General features: G+C 67.8%; 19 protein-coding genes. 12 read left to right on the forward strand and 7 right to left on the reverse strand.

All coding sequences use genetic code 11. The annotated features are described in order from the left end of the window. Positions 1-480, reverse strand: a 480-nt coding sequence (locus U4Z31_RS07425; RefSeq protein WP_321809865.1) for a PAS domain-containing protein, incomplete at its 3' end; no start/stop codon positions are given. A 537-nt stretch (positions 481-1,017) separates the two neighbouring features. On the opposite strand from U4Z31_RS07425, the gene U4Z31_RS07430 reads away from it, so the two are divergent. Next, positions 1,018-1,578: a GNAT family N-acetyltransferase gene (locus tag U4Z31_RS07430; RefSeq protein ID WP_321809866.1), complete on the forward strand. Its 561-nt coding sequence runs from the start codon at positions 1,018-1,020 to the stop codon at positions 1,576-1,578. A 114-nt stretch (positions 1,579-1,692) separates the two neighbouring features. Beyond that, positions 1,693-2,169, forward strand: coding sequence for a DUF523 domain-containing protein (locus U4Z31_RS07435; RefSeq protein ID WP_415750275.1), 477 nt, complete (start codon positions 1,693-1,695; stop codon positions 2,167-2,169). Between the two features lie 102 nt (positions 2,170-2,271). On the opposite strand, the gene pcaF is transcribed toward U4Z31_RS07435, so the two are convergent. Continuing rightward, positions 2,272-3,474, reverse strand: coding sequence for a 3-oxoadipyl-CoA thiolase (gene pcaF / locus U4Z31_RS07440; RefSeq protein ID WP_321809868.1), 1,203 nt, complete (start codon positions 3,472-3,474; stop codon positions 2,272-2,274). A gap of 226 nt (positions 3,475-3,700) precedes the next feature. On the opposite strand from pcaF, the gene U4Z31_RS07445 reads away from it, so the two are divergent. After that, the gene (locus U4Z31_RS07445; protein WP_059599073.1) at positions 3,701-4,489 is read left to right on the forward strand and encodes an IclR family transcriptional regulator; all 789 of its coding nucleotides are present in this window, start codon (positions 3,701-3,703) and stop codon (positions 4,487-4,489) included. 226 nt (positions 4,490-4,715) lie between these two features. Here U4Z31_RS07445 and U4Z31_RS07450 read toward each other — a convergent pair whose 3' ends face one another. Both U4Z31_RS07450 and U4Z31_RS07455 read right to left on the reverse strand, forming a co-directional pair. Beyond that, positions 4,716-6,047 carry an MFS transporter gene (locus U4Z31_RS07450; protein ID WP_321809869.1) on the reverse strand — a complete coding sequence of 444 codons (1,332 nt, stop codon included), beginning with the start codon at positions 6,045-6,047 and terminating at the stop codon, positions 4,716-4,718. Positions 6,048-6,110: 63 nt separating this feature from the next. Further along, on the reverse strand, positions 6,111-7,301 hold the full coding sequence (locus U4Z31_RS07455; RefSeq protein WP_044845779.1) for a M20 aminoacylase family protein: 1,191 nt from the start codon (positions 7,299-7,301) through the stop codon (positions 6,111-6,113). A 228-nt stretch (positions 7,302-7,529) separates the two neighbouring features. On the opposite strand from U4Z31_RS07455, the gene U4Z31_RS07460 reads away from it, so the two are divergent. The 3 genes from U4Z31_RS07460 (at position 7,530) to U4Z31_RS07470 (ending at position 9,861) form a co-directional block, all read left to right on the forward strand. Then, positions 7,530-8,168, forward strand: coding sequence for a TetR/AcrR family transcriptional regulator (locus tag U4Z31_RS07460; RefSeq protein ID WP_044845834.1), 639 nt, complete (start codon positions 7,530-7,532; stop codon positions 8,166-8,168). 45 nt (positions 8,169-8,213) lie between these two features. Continuing rightward, positions 8,214-9,197 carry an MDR family oxidoreductase gene (locus tag U4Z31_RS07465; RefSeq protein ID WP_124486143.1) on the forward strand — a complete coding sequence of 328 codons (984 nt, stop codon included), beginning with the start codon at positions 8,214-8,216 and terminating at the stop codon, positions 9,195-9,197. 85 nt (positions 9,198-9,282) lie between these two features. Then, positions 9,283-9,861: a peroxidase-related enzyme gene (locus U4Z31_RS07470; protein WP_044845836.1), complete on the forward strand. Its 579-nt coding sequence runs from the start codon at positions 9,283-9,285 to the stop codon at positions 9,859-9,861. Positions 9,862-10,047: 186 nt separating this feature from the next. On the opposite strand, the gene U4Z31_RS07475 is transcribed toward U4Z31_RS07470, so the two are convergent. Then, on the reverse strand, positions 10,048-10,923 hold the full coding sequence (locus tag U4Z31_RS07475) for an SDR family NAD(P)-dependent oxidoreductase (protein ID WP_124486141.1): 876 nt from the start codon (positions 10,921-10,923) through the stop codon (positions 10,048-10,050). Between the two features lie 189 nt (positions 10,924-11,112). After that, positions 11,113-11,691 carry a TetR/AcrR family transcriptional regulator gene (locus tag U4Z31_RS07480; protein WP_124486140.1) on the reverse strand — a complete coding sequence of 193 codons (579 nt, stop codon included), beginning with the start codon at positions 11,689-11,691 and terminating at the stop codon, positions 11,113-11,115. A gap of 204 nt (positions 11,692-11,895) precedes the next feature. On the opposite strand from U4Z31_RS07480, the gene zwf reads away from it, so the two are divergent. Next, positions 11,896-13,371: a glucose-6-phosphate dehydrogenase gene (gene zwf / locus U4Z31_RS07485; protein ID WP_124530123.1), complete on the forward strand. Its 1,476-nt coding sequence runs from the start codon at positions 11,896-11,898 to the stop codon at positions 13,369-13,371. Between the two features lie 175 nt (positions 13,372-13,546). On the opposite strand, the gene U4Z31_RS07490 is transcribed toward zwf, so the two are convergent. Continuing rightward, on the reverse strand, positions 13,547-14,491 hold the full coding sequence (locus U4Z31_RS07490; RefSeq protein WP_321809870.1) for a LysR family transcriptional regulator: 945 nt from the start codon (positions 14,489-14,491) through the stop codon (positions 13,547-13,549). A 101-nt stretch (positions 14,492-14,592) separates the two neighbouring features. Between U4Z31_RS07490 and U4Z31_RS07495 the strand changes: the two genes are divergently transcribed. From U4Z31_RS07495 to U4Z31_RS07515, 5 genes are all read left to right on the forward strand, one after another. Further along, positions 14,593-15,795, forward strand: coding sequence for an MFS transporter (locus tag U4Z31_RS07495; RefSeq protein ID WP_321809871.1), 1,203 nt, complete (start codon positions 14,593-14,595; stop codon positions 15,793-15,795). 29 nt (positions 15,796-15,824) lie between these two features. Then, positions 15,825-16,148, forward strand: a complete 324-nt coding sequence (locus tag U4Z31_RS07500; protein ID WP_044845842.1) for a MoaF-related domain-containing protein — start codon at positions 15,825-15,827, stop codon at positions 16,146-16,148. A 16-nt stretch (positions 16,149-16,164) separates the two neighbouring features. After that, positions 16,165-17,133, forward strand: a complete 969-nt coding sequence (locus U4Z31_RS07505; protein ID WP_321809872.1) for an LLM class oxidoreductase — start codon at positions 16,165-16,167, stop codon at positions 17,131-17,133. Positions 17,134-17,282: 149 nt separating this feature from the next. Beyond that, a complete protein-coding gene (gene dkgB / locus U4Z31_RS07510) occupies positions 17,283-18,089 on the forward strand; it encodes a 2,5-didehydrogluconate reductase DkgB (protein ID WP_044845844.1) in 807 nt (268 codons plus the stop codon). Positions 18,090-18,153: 64 nt separating this feature from the next. Continuing rightward, positions 18,154-19,269, forward strand: coding sequence for an alkene reductase (locus U4Z31_RS07515; RefSeq protein ID WP_321809873.1), 1,116 nt, complete (start codon positions 18,154-18,156; stop codon positions 19,267-19,269). The last annotated feature ends 52 nt before the right edge of the window (positions 19,270-19,321 follow it).

The following is a 19,321-nucleotide window of genomic DNA, read 5'->3' on the forward strand; positions in this document are numbered from 1 at the left end:
CGGCAGCGACGCGATGCGCAGCAGCCCGGTTCGGATGACCAATCCCTTGTGGAAACGGCGCTGGCCGGCCTTGCCTTCGCGGAACGCGCGGTACAGCCCGTCGGCCGCCGCGATCTCGTCGCGCGGCGCGCTGGTGCGCACCGACATGTAGCCCGTCGGCTGCCCGTCGCGCATCACCGGCACCGCGTTCGCGCGCACCCAGTAGTGATCGCCGTTCCTGCGGCGGTTCTTCACGAGCGCGGTCCACGGTTCGCCGTTCTTCAGCGTCGCCCACATGTCGGCGAACGCTTCTTTCGGCATGTCCGGGTGCCGCACGACGTTGTGCGGCTCGCCGACGAGTTCGTCGGTCGAGAAGCCGCTCACGTGCGCGAACGTCGTATTCGCGTATGTGATGATGCTGTCCGCATCGGTGGTCGACATCAGCGTGACGTCGTCGGGAAATTCGAATTCTTGTTGGGTGACAGGCTGGTTGTTGCGCATGCAGGGCTCCGAAAGGCGGATCCGGCTGCAGGATCCGCGCAGCGCGAAAATCACGCTCAGTAGCCGAAAAACGGTTTATCGCTTTACGACGGTCTCGTCCTTGCTGTCGGCACCCTCCGGAAAAACCTTAATCCGGAAGCGCATGAAAGATCGAATTCGGTCATCGGCATGATTTCGATCAAGTCATCCGGCGATAATCACGTCCGACGCTTTGCGAAAGTGAACCGATGCTTTATGGAATAACCCCTTGCAACGAGCCAATCTACGCAGCCGTTGCGCGCAGCGAAACGACTCTGCCTGATCTGCTCCATTCGACCGGCATTTGAACTCGATGAAAAAATCCCGGCTGCAATTGAATCGGCCGCCCCGGAATACGGCACGGCCTGCGCATGACGGCGATAGACACGATCAGGCCGCGCTTTTCCGCGATCGCGACACGATGCGCATTCCGCAAACGCACGACATGCGCGGCGACGCAGCAGGCACGCGGCCGCACCCACCCAACCACACGCAACGCGCTGCACACCGGACCACCGCATGACACGCCGCACCGCCACCGAACGCGACTCACTCTCGGCACGCCTGCTCACCCGCGACGAACTGCCGCTCGTCTGGACCATCGACCGGCGCGAGATCATCCATCATCTGTACGCGCTGCGCGACGGCGAACTGCAGCTCGTCCCCGACTTCTACGACGTGCGCGGCTGGCCCGACGGCGAAGCCGAGCACTACACGCCGATCCTGCTCGACTGCCACGATCGCGGCGGCTGGTGTCTCGGCATGTTCGACGGCGCGCGGCTGGTCGCGGCGGTCATCGTGGACGCCGATCCGCTCGGCCCGCGACGCGACATGCTGCAGCTGAAGTTCCTGCACGTAAGCCAGGACTGGCGCGGTTGCGGGCTCGGCGAGCATCTCTATCGCGCGGCCCGCGCGCAGGCACGGACGATGGGCGCCGCACGGCTCTACGTGTCCGCGACGCCGTCACAGCGCACGATCGACTTCTACCTGCGCCTCGGCTTCACCGTCAGCGCATCGCCCGACCCGGCGTTGTACGCGCTCGAGCCGGAGGACATCCATCTGGAAGCGCCGACGGCCTGACGCGCGCGAGCGCCACCCGCGCGCGACATTTCCGCGCGCCCGACACCGCCCGCACGGAGAACGACATTGCAGAACACGCCGCAGCCGCCGGTCACGCCGAAGATCCTCGTCAGCATGTGCGTGCTCGGCCACCCCGTCCGCTACAACGGCTCGGCGAAAACCGCCGCGCATGAAACGCTCGCACGGTGGCAGCGCGAAGGGCGCCTGGTGCCCGTGTGTCCGGAACTGGCAGGGGGATTGAGCGTGCCGCGTCCGCCCGCCGAGATCGCGGCAGGCGAATCGGGGCAACGCGTGCTGTCGGGTGCCGCGCGCATCGTCGACGTGCACGGCACCGACGTGACGGCCCCGTTCGTCGACGGCGCGCACGCCGCGCTCGCGCTGGCACGCGCGCACGACTGCCGCTTCGCGATCCTGGCGGACGGAAGTCCGTCGTGCGGAAGCAGCTTCATTTACGACGGGAGTTTTGCGGGCCGGCGGCATGCCGGCGCCGGTGTGACGGCGGCGTTGCTGCGCCAGCATGGCATCGAGGTGTTCGCGGACACCGAGATCGACGCGCTCGCGGCGCGCCTCGCGCGGCTATCACGAGGCTGAATGACGATGTGGCCGACACGACGATCTTCTCGTGCCGGCCACATCGTCCGGAAAGGTACGGCCAAGCGGCGCGCATTCCGCGCGCTTCGCCGCATCGCGCGATCAGACGCGTTCGATCGCGATCGCGATACCCTGGCCGACGCCGATGCACATCGTGCACAGTGCGAAGCGGCCGTTGGTGCGATGCAGCTGGTACATCGCGGTCGTCACGAGACGCGCACCCGACGCGCCGAGCGGATGGCCGAGCGCGATCGCGCCGCCGTTCGGGTTCACGCGCGGATCGTCGTCGGCGACGCCGAGCATGCGCAGCACCGCGAGACCCTGCGACGCGAATGCCTCGTTCAGCTCGATCACGTCGAACTGGTCGATCGTCATCCCGAGCCGCGCGAGCAGCTTCTGCGTGGCCGGCGCCGGGCCGATGCCCATCACGCGCGGCGCGACGCCGGCCGTCGCGATGCCGAGCACGCGCGCACGCGGCGTCAGGCCGAAGCGCTTCGCGGCTTCCGCGTTCGCGAGCAGCAGCGCGGCGGCGCCGTCGTTGACGCCCGACGCGTTGCCGGCCGTCACCGAGCCGTCCGGGCGCACGACGCCCTTCAGCTTCGCGAGCGTCTCGAGCGACGTTTCGCGCGGATGCTCGTCACGCGAAAAGACGACCGGATCGCCCTTCTTCTGCGGAATCGTGACCGGCACGATTTCCTCGGCGAGCGTGCCGTCCTGCTGCGCACGCGCGGCCTTCTGCTGGCTGCGCAGCGCGAACAGGTCCTGATCGGCGCGGCTGACGTTGTAGTCGACCGCGACGTTCTCGGCCGTCTCCGGCATCGAATCGACGCCATGCAGCTGTTTCATCAGCGGATTGACGAAGCGCCAGCCGATCGTCGTGTCGTAGATGTCGGCCTGGCGCGCAAACGCGCTGGCGGCCTTGCCCATCACGAACGGCGCGCGCGTCATGCTTTCGACGCCGCCGGCCACCATCAGCGCGGCCTCGCCCGACTTGATCGCGCGCGCGGCCACGCCGACCGCGTCCATCCCGGAACCGCACAGGCGGTTGATCGTCGAACCCGGCACGCCCTCCGGCAAACCCGCGAGCAGCGCGGACATGCGCGCGACGTTGCGGTTGTCCTCGCCGGCCTGGTTCGCGCAGCCGTAGATCACGTCGTCGATCGCCGTCCAGTCGACGTCGCGGTTGCGCTCGACTAGCGCCTTGAGCGGCACCGCGCCGAGGTCGTCGGCGCGCACGCCGGACAGCGCGCCGCCGTAGCGGCCGATCGGGGTACGAATCGCATCACACAGAAAAGCTTCGGTCATCAGTGTCTCCGGTCTCATGCAAGCTGGGAAGTGAGTGAAACGCGCCCCTTGCTTTGCCCGCCGGGATGCGCTTAAATGTTCTATATACGAACATAAGATCGTGTATCGAACGTTCAACGCATCATAGGGAGTGCGGGGACGACCTGTCAAGCGCCCGGTCCGCCGTGCGGTTGGCGTGTCAGGCCCCATGCGCTATCTTCTCGGCTGCACGACAATCCGACCGTTCATGACAACCGAAGACATCCAGACGAAACCGGGCGACTCCTATGTACAGTCGTTCGCGCGCGGCCTCGCGGTGATCCGCGCATTCGACGCCCAGCGCCCGGAGCAGACGCTCACCGAGGTCGCCTCGGCCACCGGGCTCACGCGCGCCGGCGCACGCCGGATCCTGCTGACGCTGCAGACGCTCGGCTACGTCGAGGCCGACGGCCGGCTGTTCCGGCTCACGCCGAAGATCCTCGAGCTCGGCTTCGCGTATCTCACGTCGATGCCGTTCTGGAATCTCGCCGATCCGGTGATGGAGCAGTTGTCCGCGCAGATCCACGAAAGCTGCTCGGCCGCCGTGCTCGACCGCACCGAGATCGTCTACGTGCTGCGCGTGCCGACCCGCAAGATCATGACGATCAACCTGTCGATCGGCAGCCGCCTGCCCGCGTACTGCACGTCGATGGGCCGCGTGCTGCTGTCCGCGCTCGACGACGCGGCGCTCGACGAAACGCTCGCGCAGAGCGGCATCCGAGCGCATACGCCGCGCACGATCACCGACATCGGCGAACTGAAGGCGACGATCGCACAGGTGCGTCAGCAAGGCTGGGCCGTGGTCGACCAGGAACTCGAAGTGGGCTTGATGTCGATCTCCGCGCCGATCCGCAACCGGCGCGGGCAGGTGATCGCCGCGATGAACATCAGCGGCAACGCGCAGCGGCACACCGCGAAGCAGATGGTGAAGGAGTTTCTCGGGCCGCTGCAGCAGGCCGCGCAGACGGTGTCGGAACTGGTCGCGCGGCGCGGGTGAGCGGTGACTTCGCGTGCCGGATCGGCAACACGATCATTCGCGGATAGCGCGGATATAAAGACGGGCGGCATAAGCCGCCCGCTCAACCCTCAGACTCTGCTTGCAACGCCCTTCTCTCGGAACGCGGAGCCCCCTCCGCATCGCCCAATTTAGGGATGCGGCACAGCCCCGTCAATTTGACGAAAACGAAATTGCATCGCGTCGCTTCGGACAGCGGCATCCCGCATCAGTCCATCGACTCGCGCGCCGTCTCGCGCAGCATCGCGACCGCGATCAGCGACAGCACCACGCAGGCGGCCACGTAGCCGGCCGGCGCGAGCTTGCTGCCCGTCGTCTTCACCAGCCAGGTCGCGATCAGCTGCGCGGTGCCGCCGAAGAGCGTCACCGCGAGCGCATACGCGATCGAGATGCCCGTCGCGCGTACGTGGCGCGGCAGCGATTCGCACATCAGCGCCATTTCGGATGCCGACCCGAGCGAATAGAACAGCAGCATCAGCGCGGTCAGCGGCAGGATCACCGACAGCGTCGGATGATGGTTCATCAGCCAGAACGCCGGGAACAGCAGCAGCACCAGCACGCCGCGCCCGACGAAGATCGGCAGGCGCCGGCTGCCGAGGCGGTCCGACAGCCAGCCGAACAGCGGACACGTCACCAGCATCACGCAGCCCGACGCGACGCCGACGAACATCGACAGCTTCATCGGCAGCCCGAGCGTATGGATCGCATAGGTCGGCATGTAGAAGGTCAGGATGTAGGTCGACACCGTGCCGCCCATCACCGTCAGCATCAGCAGCAGCACCGTGCGCGTGTGCTGCGAGAACAGTTCGCGCAGCACGCCGCGTTCGATCCCGTGATGGTTGTCGCCGGGCGCATCGTCCGCGAGCCGACGCCGCAAGTACATGCCCACCGGCGCGATCAGCACGCCCACGAGGAACGGCAGGCGCCAGCCCCAGCCCTCGAGCGCGTCCTTCGTCAGCGTGTTCGACAGCAGCGCCGCGAAGCCCGAACCCATCAGCGCCGCACCGCCCTGCGTCGCGAGCTGCCAGCTCGCGCGGAACGCGCGGTGCGACGTGCCGCCCTGCTCGATCAGCGTGGACGTCGCCGCGCCGAACTCGCCGCCCTGCGAGAAGCCCTGCATCAGCCGCGCGAAGACCACCAACAGCGGCGCGGCCACGCCGACCTGCGCGTAGGTCGGCGCGATCGCGATCAGGCCGGTGCCGAGCGCCATCAGCATGATGGTCAGGTTCAGCGCGGCCTTGCGGCCCTTGCGGTCCGCATAGACGCCGAGCACGACGCTGCCGAGCGGCCGCGTGAAGAAACCGGCGGCGAACGTCGCGACCGACAGCAAGAGCGACGTGGTCGGATCGCTCGACGGGAAGAACAGCTTGCCGATCAGCACCGCGAAAAAGCCGTACACGGTGAAATCGAAGAACTCCAGCCAGTTGCCGATCACGGCCGCCGCGATCGCGCCGCGCTTCGTGACGGCCGGCGCGCCATGCGCATCGGTTGCGGCGGCGCCCGTCGACGCAGGGTGCAGCGCGAGATGGTCTTTTTGCATCGTTCGTCTCTCCTCTCAATGCGGCCGGAAGCGCCGGCCGCTCGTCGCGTGCCGCCGCCGGGGTTACTGCCCGAGGTAACGCTCCACGAGGCGCGTCCAGAACGCCGCGCCGATCGGCAGGTTGCGATCGTTGAAGTCGTACTTCGGGTTGTGCACCATGCAGCCGTCCTCGCCTTCGCCGTTGCCGAGCCGCACGAACGAGCCGGGCCGCTGCTGCAGCATGAACGCGAAATCCTCGCTGCCCATCAGCAGGTCGGCCTGCTCGACCACATGCGCGTCGCCGACCAGTTCGCGCGCGACCTGCGCGGCGAAATCCGTTTCGGCATCCGTATTGACGACGACCGGATAGCCTTCGATGTACTCGACGTGCGCGGTCGCGCCATAGCTCGCGGCCTGCGACTCGGCGAGCTCGACGATGCGGCGCTTGAGCAGCGCGCGCACGTCGGGGCTGAACGAACGCACGCTGAGTTCGAGACGCGCGCCGTTCGGGATCACGTTGTTCGCGGTGCCCGCGTGCATCGAGCCGACCGTGACGACCGCCGGCTGCGACGGGTCGACGTTGCGCGCGACGATCGTCTGCAGCGCCATCACGATGCTGGCCGCGACGACCACCGGATCGACCGTCAGGTGCGGCCGCGCCGCGTGGCCGCCGACGCCCTCGATCGAGATGATCGCCTTGTCGCCGGCCGACATGAACGGGCCGCGCCGCGTGAGGAACACGCCGGGTGCCGCGCCCGGATGGTTGTGCATGCCGAACACCGCGTCGCACGGAAAGCGCTCGAACAGGCCGTCGTCGATCATCTTCTTCGCGCCGCTGTCGACGCCGTGCTCTTCCGCCGGCTGGAAATACAGGTGCACGGTGCCGGAGAAATTGCGCGTCTTCGCGAGGTGTTGCGCGGCACCGAGCAGCATCGTCGTGTGGCCGTCGTGGCCGCATGCGTGCATCTTGCCGTGCGTGCCGCTCGCATACGGCAGGCCGGTCGCCTCGAGGATCGGCAGCGCGTCCATGTCCGCGCGGATGCCGATGCTGCGCGTGCCGTCGCCCGCGCGCAGCGTGCCGACCACGCCCGTCTTGCCGACCCCGCGCGTCACCTGCCAGCCCCACTGCTCGAGCTTGTCCGCAACGAGCGCCGCCGTTTCGTGCTCCTCGTACGCGAGTTCCGGGTGGCGGTGAATGTGATGGCGGATCTCGCGCAGCCCGCCGGCGGCGGGCATCAGATCCTCGATTTCGGTGAATCGGGCGTCGGTGGTCATCAAGCGGCTCCTGCTGATCGTCAGCGTGTCAGCCGCACGCAAACGGTGCGTGCGGGAAAGCGAGCCACTATAGCGAGCCGATATCGGTTCAATAAGATGCGGAATTTTTCACCGCGATAAGCTTTATTAATCAGGGTTAACGCGGACAAAGGTCGCCGGCACGCGTTCGCCCGGCGCGATCGACACGCACGCTATTGATTTTTGAGACGAACGGTCTATTATTCGCCCATGGACGTTCGAACCGATCCGCCGCGCCGCCGCGGCAGGCCACCGAAGCAGCACGAAGACCTCGTCGCGACACGTGACATGCTGTTGCGCACCGGGCTGGAGGTGCTCACCGAAAAGGGCTTCTCGGCCACCGGCCTCGACGAGATCCTCGGGCGCGCCGGCGTGCCGAAGGGCTCGTTCTATCACTACTTCGACAGCAAGGAGGCGTTCGGCCTCGAGCTGATCGATCGCTACGCCGAGTTCTTCGCGCGCAAGCTGGACCGTCATTTCAGCGAGACTGAAGCAACGCCGCTGGCGCGCGTGCGCGCGTTCGTCGACGATGCGCGCGACGGCATGGCCCGCTACGAATACAGCCGAGGCTGCCTGATCGGCAACCTCGGCCAGGAAATGGGCGCGCTGCCCGAGCGTTTCCGCGCGCGCCTGCGTGAGACGTTCGAGGACTGGCAGCGCCGTCTGGCCGACTGCCTGGTCGCGGCACAGCAAGCCGGCGAACTGGCGGCCTCGGCCGATCCCGCCGAGCTGGCCGCGTTCTTCTGGATCGGCTGGGAAGGCGCCGTCCTGCGCGCGAAACTCGAACGCAGCGACGTGCCGCTCGCGCTGTTCGCACAGTTTTTCTTCAATGGATTGCCTCGCCGCTGAGTTTTTTTGCCATTAACTAGACGATCGGTCTAGAAAGGAGGACGGATGTTCCAGGGCATCGTGATCGACAAGGACGAGACCGGCCAGCACGCGCGGCTGCAGACGCTGGACGACGCGCAGCTGCCTGCGGGCAACGTGACGATCCGGGTCGGCTATTCGACGTTGAACTACAAGGACGGGCTCGCGATCACCGGCAAGAGCCCGGTGGTCCGCAAATTTCCGATGGTGCCGGGCATCGACCTCGTCGGCGAGGTCGAACACAGCACGCACCCGGACTACCGGGCAGGCGACCGCGTCGTGCTGAACGGCTGGGGCGTCGGCGAAACGCATTGGGGCGGCCTCGCGCAGAAGGCACGCGTCGACGGCGACTGGCTGGTGCCGCTGCCGTCCGCGTTTTCGCCGCAACAGGCGATGGCCATCGGCACGGCCGGCTACACCGCGATGCTGTGCGTGATGGCGCTGGAACGGCATGGCGTGCGCCCGGACGATGGCGAGATCGTGGTGACCGGCGCGGCCGGCGGCGTCGGCAGCGTCGCCACCGCCCTCCTCGCGCGGCTCGGGTATCGCGTCGTCGCCGTGACCGGCCGCCCGGCCGATGCCGACTATCTGCGCCAGCTCGGCGCGGTTGAGATCCTCGACCGTTCGCAGTTCGGCGCACCCGGCAAGCCGCTCGGCAAGGAACGCTGGGCCGGCGCGGTCGACGTCGCCGGCAGCCATGTGCTCGCCAACGTGTGTGCGACCACGCGCTATCGCGGCGTGGTGACGGCCTGCGGCCTGGCCGCCGGCATGGACTTCCCCGCGACCGTCGCGCCGTTCATCCTGCGCGGCGTGACGCTCGTCGGCATCGACAGCGTGATGTGCCCGCGCGCCGAGCGTCTGGAGGCATGGCGCAGGCTCGCGTCGGATCTCGATGTCGAGAAACTGGGCACCATCAGCCATCAGGTCGGCCTCGCAAATGTCATCCCGCTCGCCGAGGACCTGATCGGCGGCAAGGTGCGCGGCCGCATCGTCGTGGACGTCAACGCATGACGCCGGCGACGGCGACGCATCGTTTCATCCCCGGCCGGTGGCGCGCGCCTCGCGTTCGCCCGTGCCGCTTTATCCAGGAGACCTCATGACCGCTGCAGACCACGCGCCCGTCAGCCGCTTTCCGGTGCCCGCGCTCGAAGACCTGCCCGACGACATTCGCGAACGCATCGCGGCCGTCCAGGAAAAGTCGGGCTTCATCCCGAACGTGTTCCTCACGCTCGCGCATCGCCCGGACGAGTTTCGCGCGTTCATCGCGTATCACGACGCGCTGATGGACAAGCCGGGCAACCTCACCAAGGCCGAACGCGAAATGATCGTAGTGGCGACCAGCAGCGTGAACCAGTGCCAGTACTGCGTGATCGCGCACGGCGCGATCCTGCGCATCCGCGCGAAGGATCCGCTGATCGCCGACCAGGTCGCGACCAACTACCGCAAGGCCGATATCACCGCTCGACAGAAGGCGATGCTCGACTTCGCGATGAAGGTTTCGCAGACCGCGCACCAGGTGGGCGAAGCGGACTTCGACACGCTGAAGTCGCATGGTTTCACCGAAGAGGACGCGTGGGACATCGCGGCGATTTCGGCGTTCTTCGGGATGTCGAACCGCATCGCGAACGTGACGAACATGCGGCCGAACGCGGAGTTCTACGCGCTGGGGCGCTGAGGGCCGCCGGCAACGGCGATCGCCGTCGAAGACCGGGGCGTGCATGCGCCCGGTCTTCCTCCGGTCGCCGCGCGCAATTGGCATCTGCATCTGCATCTGCATCTGCATCTGCATCTGCGTCTGCAATCGGCAAGCGACGACGCGGCGCGACGCTCGCGCGAACCCGCGCCGCCCCGGCTCCCGCGCTTACCCGACCTGCTTCAACGCCTGCAGCCCATCCGGCAGCTTCGCGTCCGGGAACATCGTCGACAGCGTCGTATCGCGCCACCGCGCCGCCTCCTCTGCGCGCTGCGCTTCCGCCTGCTCGCACACGAACAGCGCATCGCCGCCGAGCAGCAAGCGCATCGGCACGTCGTCGCGACGCGACAGCTCGACGATCAGCGCCGCGATCCGCGCGGGATCGCCGACCTCGTGACCGCCATACGCGCCGAGCAATTCGAGCATCTTCCCGACCGACGGCTGATAGTCGGGCAGCAGGCCGTCGACCGCACGCTTCGCCTCCGAGGCCCATTCGGTGCGCATCCCGCCCGGCTCCAGCGTGCAGACGCGCACGCCGAACGGCGCGACTTCCTTCGACAGCACGTCGCTGAACCCGCCGACCGCCCACTTCGCGGCCTGATACGCGGACAGGCCAACCGTCGCCGTGCGCCCGCCGACCGACGACACCTGGAAGATGTGGCCCGCGCGCTGCGCGCGCATCGTCGGCAGCACCGCGCGCGTCAGGTTGACCACGCCGAACAGGTTCGTTTCGATCTGGTCGCGGAAGTCGTCGGCGCCCATCTGCTCGAACGGTGCCGTATGACCGTAGCCCGCGTTGTTCACCAGCACGTCGATGCGGCCGAACGCGTCGCGGGCCGCCGCCACCGCATGCTCCGCCGCCGCCGCGTCGGTCACGTCGAGTTCCATCGGCAGCAGCCGGTCGCCGTACCGTGCTTCCAGATCCGCGAGCCGCGCGGGATCGCGCGCGCCGGCCACCAGACGATCGCCCGCCGCCAGCACCGCTTCCGCGATCGAGCGCCCCAGGCCGCGTGCGGCCCCCGTTACCAGCCAGACTTTCGACATTTTTCCACTCCTCGACAAAGTTGAAACTTGAAAATGAATGATTACTCACTCATTAATATGGGCGATGAAACGGTCGTTTACACCGCGCCTCGCCCTGCCTGAAACCGCCTTCCATCGGTGCGGCAGCGCACGAAACCCAAGACGCCGCCGATCACCCGTCTTCAGCTTTCCGTCACGCCGATCGCCCGCTCACACCGCGTGCAACACGGCCCACAGCGCACGAAACCCGGCCTCGCGGTACGCATCGGCCAACGCCGGGTCGCGCGCGATCGACTCCATCGCCGTTTCCGCGATCGACGTGAACAGCGCCGCGCAGAACGCGTGCGCGTCGTCGGTCTTCAGCCCGCCCGCCGCGGCGACTTGCGCACGCAGCAACGCGCTGATCGCGCCGAAGCCTTCGGTACCGGCCGCGCGATGCGTGTCGTCGATACGGCCGCTCACGCCGAGCTGCTGCAGCGCGCGCCGCCCGTCCGGGTTCGCGACGCCCCACGACACATAGCCGTTCCACGCATGCCGCATCGCCTGTTCGGCTGGCGCGTGCTCCGGAAACCCGGTCATCATCGCGTCGCGCAGGCCGGCCTTCAGGCTCAGGTACAGCGCGTTCAGCAGCGCATCCTTGGTCTCGAAATAGGTGAACACCGTGCCTTCCGCCACGCCGGCGAGCCGCGCGATGCGCGCGGTGGTCGCGCCCGCGCCGTCCTCCGCGAGCGCGCGGGCGGCAGCGGCGAGGATGGCGTCGTGCTTGTCGGGACTGCGCGGTCGGGCCACGTTGGGTTCCTTTAATGAGTGAGCGCTCAATCATAATCGCGCCAACGCAGGTCATGCAAGCCCTGTTACATACGCGGGAACCGATCCGCAATCGATCAAAAGCGTGCACTATTAGCGTTTTCACGTACTGGCGCGCCAACCCCACCGGCGCCCGGCGCTCGCCGTTCGTTCCACGCTCACACCGCTTCAGACCGCGAACCACTCATGACGAATAAGCCCAACCAGACCGAAGCCGACCAACCCGTCGACATGATCATCTTCGGCGGCGGCGGCGACCTGGCCGCCCGCAAGCTGTTGCCCGCGCTGTACATGGCGCACCTGCACTGCAACCTGCCGCCGGAGACGCGCATCATCGCGGTCGGCCGCCGCGACTGGGGCATCGACGGCTACCGCAAGTTCATGGACGAGCAATCGCGCCCGTTCATCGACGACAAGGCCTTCGACGCCGACGCGTGGAGCCGTTTCCTCGACCTGTTCCAGTACGTGCTGATCGACGTGAGCGCGCCGGAAGACTACGCGCGCCTCGCCGAAGCGGCGCGCAGCGACGCGATCCGCGTGTTCTACCTGTCGACGTCGCCCGAGCTGTTCACGACGATCTGCGACAACCTGTCGGCCGCGCACCTCGTCGATGCGCGCTCGCGCGTCGTCCTCGAAAAGCCGCTCGGCCACGATCTCGCGTCGGCGAAGGCGATCAACGATGCGGTCGGCAAGCATTTCGCGGAATCGCAGATCTACCGGATCGACCATTACCTCGGCAAGGAAACCGTGCAGAACCTGATGGTGCTGCGCTTCGGCAACCCGATCTTCGGGCCGCTGTGGCAGGCGCCGAGCATCCGCAGCGTGCAGATCACGGTGGCGGAGACGGTCGGCGTCGGCAGCCGCGCGGGCTTCTACGATCACACCGGCGCGCTGCGCGACATGGTGCAGAACCACCTGCTGCAGCTGCTGTGCATCGTCGCGATGGAGCCGCCGGTGTCGCTCGACCCGGACGCGGTGCGCGACGAGAAGCTGAAGGTGCTGCGCTCGCTGCGGCCGATGGCGCTGTCGGACGTCGCGCGCGATACCGTGCGGGGCCAGTACACGGCCGGCGCGGTCGACGGCCAGCCGGTCAAGGGCTATCTCGACGAGGAGAACGTGCCGGCGGACAGCCACGCGGAAACCTTCGTCGCGCTGCGTGCGCACATCAACAACTGGCGCTGGGCGAACGTGCCGTTCTTCCTGCGCACCGGCAAGCGGCTGCAGCGCCGCCAGTCGGAAATCGTGATCGAGTTCGCCGACATGCCGTTCTCGATCATCCCGACCGGCCCGCGTCACTACAGCAACCGCCTCGTGATCCAGCTGCAGCCGGAAGAGTCGATCCAGCTGCAGATGCTCGCGAAGGAGCCGGGCAGCGGGATGAAGATGGTGCCCGTGAGCCTGAACCTCGACCTGCAGCAGGCGATTCCGGAACGGCGCGCGGAAGCGTACGAACGGCTGCTGATCGACGTGATCCGCGGGCGCCTCACGCACTTCATGCGCCGCGACGAACTCGAGGCCGCCTGGTCGTGGGTCGAGCCGATCCTCAACGGCTGGAAGCAGCTCGGCGACCGTCCGCGCCTGTACACCGCAGGCACGTTCGGGCCGGCGGCATCGTCGGCGCTGCTGGCGCGCGACAACATGTCGTGGTCCGAGGAAGCGTAGGAAGCGCCGCACGCGACGGCATGTCGGCGGCGCAAGCGCCGTCGGCGTGCCGGATCATATCGGCGCGCCCGCCGCGCACCGTCCGCCGCCCCGCCGTTCGCGTCGGCCGGAGGAAGTCCGCCGAGCCGTCCTGCGCGGGAACGGCACCCGGCGGCAACGACGCAGCCGTCCCCGGCTACACCGTCCCCATCCACGCCGCCTTGCGCCGCGCCGGCGCATCGCTGCCGCCGCTCCCGCCGCCCAGCACCTCGATCATGTAATCGACGAACGACGCGATCCGCGACGAAATCGCGGTATTCCGGTAATACACCGCGTTAATCGGCTGCTCGACGTCGAGCGTCTGCCGCGCGAGCACCTGCACGAGCCGCCCGGCCTCGCGATCGTGCGCGGTCATGAAATCCGACAGGCACACGACGCCCGCACCCTCCAATGCGAGCTGCCGCAGCGTCTCGCCGCTCGACGACCAGATAGCGGGCTCGATGCGGCTCGGCTCGCCGTCCGCGCCGAGGATCGGCCACACGTTCAGCGATTCGGGCTGCGTGAAGCCGAGCAGCGTGTGCTTGCCGAGATCCTCGACCTTGCGCGGCTGGCCGTGCGCTTCGATATAGGCGGGGCTCGCGAGGATGCGCAGCCGGCTGTTGCCGATCCGCCGGCTGTGCAGGGTCGAATCCTTGAGCCGGCCGATCCGGATCGCGACGTCGGTGCGTCGCTCGAGCAGGTCGATGATCCCTTCGTTGCTGTTCAGCTCCAGGTCGACCTTCGGGAAGCGTTCGCGGTAGCCGCGCACGAGCGGCACGATCACGTGCAGCATGAACGGCGTCGCGGCATCGACGCGCAGCCGCCCCGACGGCATCTCGCGCCGCGCGAGCATCTGCTCCTCGGCGTTCTCGACCGATTCGATGATCGCGCGCGCGTCCTGCAGGAACGCGCGCCCCTCTTCGGTCAGTTCGAGCCGGCGCGTGGTCCGGCGCAGCAGCGTGGTCTTCAGCTTCTCCTCGAGCCGCGCGAGCGTGCGGCTCGTGGCCGACACGGTGAGGTCGAGCTGCTGGGCGGCGGCGGTGATCGAACCGGTGTCGACCACGGCGGCAAAGGCCTGGAGTTCGTCGAGGGTGATCTTCATTGTTGATCTGAAATCAAAACAATTTGGTTTATAGACCAGTTTTTCCGCAAAAGTAAAGGCGGCACACTGCGATCCATCCTCACTGGAACCAGGATCCCGCCATGCCACTCGCCCTGCTTGCGCTGACCATCAGCGCCTTTGCCATCGGCACGACCGAATTCGTGATCGTCGGGCTGATCCCGACGATCGGCGCCGATCTCGGCGTCAGCCTGCCGTCGGCCGGCCTGCTCGTCAGCCTCTACGCACTGAGCGTCGCGATCGGCGCGCCGCTCCTCACCGCGCTCACCGGCCGCGTGCCGCGCAAGACGCTGCTCGCCGCGCTGATGGCGCTGTTCACCGTCGGCAACCTCGTCGCCTGGCAGGCGCCGGGCTACGAATCGCTGATCGTCGCGCGCGTGCTCACCGGCCTCGCGCACGGCGTGTTCTTCTCGGTCGGCTCGATCATCGCGACCACGCTCGTGCCGAAGGACAAGGCCGCCAGCGCGATCGCGACGATGTTCAGCGGGATGACCGTCGCGTTCGTCGCCGGCATTCCGCTCGGCACCTTCATCGGCCAGCACTTCGGCTGGCGCGCGACGTTCCTGATCGTCGCGCTGTTCGGCCTCGTCGCGTTCCTCGGCGCGGTGGCGTTCGTGCCGCGCGGTCTTCCGCAAACGCCGCCGGCGCCGCTCGCCCGCCAGTTCCGTGTGCTCGCCCAGCCGCGCCTGCTGCTCGTCTACGCGATGACGGCGGTCGGCTACGGCGGCTCGCTGATCGCGTTCACCTACATGGCACCGCTGCTCGAACAGATCGCCGGCTTCACGCCGTCGCAGGTCAGCCTGGTGCTCGTCGGCTACGGCGTGTCGGTCGCGGTCGGCAACGTGTGGGGCGGCAAGCTCGCCGACAGCGTCGGCCCGGTCAAGGCGCTCAAGCGGATCTTCCTGCTGCTCGCGATCGTGCTGCTCGCGCTGACCTTCACGGTGCACGTGAAGTGGCTCGCGGTGCTGACGATGCTTGCGTGGGGCGCGGTCGCGTTCGGCAACGTGCCGGGCCTGCAGGTGTACGTCGTCAAGCAGGCGCGCCACTTCGCGCCGGACGCCACCGACGTCGCCTCGGGCTTCAACATCGCCGCGTTCAACCTCGGCGTCGCGGGCGGCTCGTCGCTCGGCGGCCTGATCGTCGCGAACGTCGGCCTCGGCCACACGCCTTGGATCGCCGCCGTCGTCACGCTCGGCGCATTCGCGCTGACCGCGCTGAGCGGCCGCCTCGACCGCGGCCAGGGCCTGCCGGAACGCACGGCCGCACCCGTCGAACTCGCCCATTGAACGTCAACTTTTTGCAGGAGCTACTCAGCATGAACGCATCGACCCAACGCCCGCCGTTCGCCGGCAAGACGTTCGAAGTCCGTTACGAGGGCCTCACCGCGCTCAACGCCTATGACGAAGACGGCCTCCGCATGCGCTACGAAATCACCGAAGGCGCATACGCCGGCGCGAAGGGCGAAGTCGCCTGCACGTGGCAGCACGTCGCCGGCGAGACCTACGCGATCTCGTGGCAGGAAGCCGATCGCGCCACCGTCGTGCACATCGACGATTTCGCCGCCGGCACGTCGCGCTCGTTCTTCACCGCGGCGTCGCTCGATTTCTACCGGCTCGAAGGCAGCCTGCGCGCGGTCTGAACGGAGACGCCCGACCATGCCCACCTCACTCGACAAACTCACCGCCGGCGGCTTCAGCATCGGCATCGAACTGCCGCTCGACAACGACTGGTCGCCGGCCGGCGACGCGAAGCGCCAGCACGACGGCCGCCGCCCCGGCGTGCCCGACCTGGAAATGCACGCGGAACTCGCGCAACTGGCCGACACGCTCGGCTTCCGCGCGCTCTGGGTGCGCGACGTGCCGGTGTACGACCCGTCGTTCGGCGACGCCGCGCAGGTGTTCGAGACCTTCTCGTATCTCGGCTACCTCGCCGGCATCACGCGCGACATCCTGCTCGGCACGGCGGCCGTCGTGCTGCCGCTGCGCGAACCGCTGCTGACGCTGAAATCGGCCGCGACGATCCAGGAACTGAGCCGCTCACGCCTGCTGCTCGGCGTCGCGAGCGGCGACCGGCCGGTCGAATATCCGCTGTTCGGCCGCGACTTCGCATCGCGCGGCGCGAATTTCCGCGACCAGATCGCGCTGCTGCGCGACGGCGCGCGCGCTCACCTACCGCCGGGCCTCGACGTGCTGCCGGCCGCGCGCTCGCCGGTGCCGCTGCTCGTCGCGGGTCTCGCGCAGCAGACGCCCGCCTGGATCGGTGAACACATGGACGGCTGTCTCGCGTATCCGGGCACGCCGGACGATCACCTGAAACGGGTCGCCAACTGGCGCGCGGTGGCCGGCGACAAGCCGTACGTGAGCTTCATCCACCTCGACCTCGCGGACGACCCGCACGAGCCGCTGCAGCGGCACCGCTTCGGCGCGCGCGCCGGGCGCATCGCGCTGACGGAGGAACTCGCGGCGATGCGCGACGCGGGCGTGCAGCACATCGGCCTGCATTTCCGCCGCAACCGCCGTCCGCTCGACGAGACGATGGCCGAGATCGCGTCGGACGTGCTGCCGGCATTCCATGCGAATGCGAACGACGCTGCCGACACGAACGCGCGCACGGACACGGCCTGACGAACGTACGCCGGCAGCCGGCTCGACCCACGACCGATATTTGACTTCAAATCAAATATTTTTGACCTCTAAAGGCGTTTATCTCATCAGTATCAAACGCCAGAATGACTTCCATACCGCAATCGGTCCACCTATCCCAGGAGCACAAGATGAGCAACATTCCCGCATTCGGCCTCGGTACGTTCCGCCTGCAAGGCCAGGTTGTGATCGACTCGGTCCGTAACGGCCTCGAAGTCGGCTATCGCGCGATCGACACCGCGCAGATCTACGGCAACGAAGCCGAAGTCGGCGAAGCGATCGCCGCGTCGGGCGTGCGCCGCGAAGACCTGTTCCTCACGACGAAGATCTGGGTCGACAACTACGCACCGGAAAAGCTGGTGGCGAGCCTCGAGGAGAGCCTGCGCAAGCTGCGCACCGACTATGTCGACCTGACGCTGATCCACTGGCCGGCCCCGGACAACGGCGTGTCGCTCGAGGCATTCATGACTGCGCTCGCCGAAGCCAAGGCGAAGGGCCTCACGCGCCAGATCGGCATCTCGAACTTCAACATCGAACTGACGAAGCAAGCGATCGCGGTGGTCGGCAAGGATGCGATCGCGACGAACCAGATCGAACTGAGCCCGTACCTGCAGAACCGCAAGCTGGTCGAGTTCCTGAACGCCGAAGGCATCCACGTGACGTCGTACATGACGCTCGCGTACGGCAAGGTACTCGGCGACCCGGTGATCGGCGCGATCGCGCAGCGTCACGACGCGACGCCGGCGCAAGTCGCGCTGGCCTGGGCGCTGCAGCTCGGCTACTCGGTGATTCCGTCGTCGACCAAGCGCGAGAACCTCGCGAGCAACCTGCTCGCGCAGACGCTGCGCCTGACCGACGAAGACATGGCGCAGATCGCCGCGCTCGAGCGCAACGGCCGCGAAGTCGATCCGGCCGGCCTTGCGCCGACGTGGGACTAAGCGCGCCGCACCCTCAATCGACCCGTCCGCGGCCAGCCGGCCGCGGCACCGACAGGAATCCATCATGACCCAGGACCCGCTTTTCCAACCGCTGCAATTCGGCGCGCTGACGCTGCCGAACCGCATCGTGATGCCGCCGATGACGCGCTCGCGCGCCAGCCAGCCCGGCGACGAAGCCAACGAACTGATGGCCGCGTATTACGCGCAGCGCGCGAGTGCGGGCCTGATCGTCAGCGAAGGCACCTACATCGCGCCGCTCGGCAAGGGCTACGCATGGACGCCCGGCATCCACACGCCATCGCAGGTCGCCGGCTGGCGCAAGGTGACGGACGCCGTCCACGCCGCGCACGGCCGCATCTTCGCGCAGCTGTGGCACGTCGGCCGGCTGAGCCACACGAGCCTGCTCGGCGGCCGGCAACCCGTGTCGTCGTCGCCGCTCCAGGCGAAGGGCGTGAACGTGTTCATCGCCGGTGAAGACGGCAGCACGCCGGGCTTCGTGCAGGCCTCCGAGCCGCGCGCGCTGTCCGTCGACGAAATCCGCGAGATCGTCGATCAATACCGCGCCGCCGCCCGCAACGCGATCGAAGCCGGCTTCGACGGCGTCGAGCTGCATGGCGCGAACGGCTATCTCGTGAACCAGTTCATCGACTCGAACGCGAACACGCGCACCGACGCGTACGGCGGCTCGCTCGAAAACCGGCTGCGCTTCCTGCGCGAAGTCACGCAGGCGCTGATCGAAGGCACCGGCGACGCATCGCGCGTCGGCATCCGCCTCGCGCCGCTGACCACGCTGAACGGCTGCGTCGACGACGATCCGGAAACGACCTACCTCGCCGCCGCGAAGCTGCTCGGCGAACTCGGCGTCGGCTACCTGCACATCGCGGAAGCCGACTGGGACGATGCGCCGCTGATGCCGGTCGAATTCAAGCAGCAGCTGCGTGCCGCATATCCGGGCGTGCTGGTCTACGCCGGCGCATATACCGCAGAGCGCGCCCGCGAAGCGATCGCCGCCGGCTGGGCCGACCTCGTCGCCTTCGGCCGCCCGTTCGTCGCGAACCCCGACCTGCCCGAGCGCCTGCGCACCGGCGCCGCGCTCACGCCGCACGACCGCAATACGCTGTTCGGTGGCGGCGCACGGGGCCTGACCGACTATCCGACGCTCGCGCAAGCCGCGGCGTAAACGATCCGAAGGAAGCCTTCATGAAAGCAACGCTCGCACGGCTCGCGCTCGC

Source organism: Burkholderia sp. BCC1985, assembly GCF_905339915.1.
Lineage (GTDB): Bacteria > Pseudomonadota > Gammaproteobacteria > Burkholderiales > Burkholderiaceae > Burkholderia.